The 756-nt window shown below is 65.7% G+C and carries 1 protein-coding gene; it reads left to right on the top strand.

What is annotated here, in order from left to right; all coding sequences use genetic code 11:
* Positions 1-44 precede the first annotated feature (44 nt).
* The coding region (gene istA, locus D620_RS0100025; RefSeq protein ID WP_017663728.1) for an IS21 family transposase at positions 45-756 on the top strand (712 nt) is incomplete at its 3' end.

Below are 756 nucleotides of genomic sequence, written 5' to 3'. Positions count from 1 at the left end.
GATGGTGTAGCGGACTGCCTGGTTTTCCAGGTGGTGAGATCGGGATGTTGGTGGTGGAGACGGTTGTTCGGATACGGCGGGAGCACGCGAGCGGGAAGGCGATCAAGGCGATTGCGCGGGATCTGCGGCTGTCGCGCAAGGTGGTGCGCAAAGCGATCCGGGCGCCGGAAGGCGCATTCGATTATCGCCGCACGGTTCAACCGCTGCCCCGGCTTGGGCCGTTCCAGGAGCGGCTCGACGTGCTGCTTACGCAGAACGAGGCCCGGCACCGGCGTGACCGGCTGCGCATGACCCGGATCCATGATCTGCTGTGCCGTGAGGGGTTCGAGGGATCCTACGACGCGGTCCGGCGCTACGCCCGGCGCTGGACGGAAGCGCGGCGCAAGGATGCGGGTGATGGCGCGCCTGCCTTCATCCCGCTCATGTTCAAGCCTGGCGAGGCTTACCAGTTCGACTGGAGCCACGAGGATGTGGAGATCGCGGGCAAGCCGATGCGGGTGAAGGTGGCGCAGATGCGGCTGTGCGCGTCGCGGGCGGTCTACGTCAGGGCCTATCCGCGCGAGACGCAGGAGATGGTGTTCGACGCGCATGCGCGCGGCTTTGCCTTCTTCGGCGGTGTTCCTCTGCGCGGCATCTACGATAACATGAAGACCGCGGTCACCACCGTGTTCGTCGGCAAGGAGCGGGTGTTCAACCGCCGCTTTCTGGTCATGGCTGATCATTACATGGTCGAGCCCACGGCCTGCTCGCCGGCTG

This window comes from Porphyrobacter sp. AAP82 (assembly GCF_000331285.1).
Taxonomy (GTDB): domain Bacteria; phylum Pseudomonadota; class Alphaproteobacteria; order Sphingomonadales; family Sphingomonadaceae; genus Erythrobacter.
The sequence above is the reverse complement of the archived record's forward strand: the minus strand, read 5'-3'. Positions and strand labels throughout refer to the sequence as shown.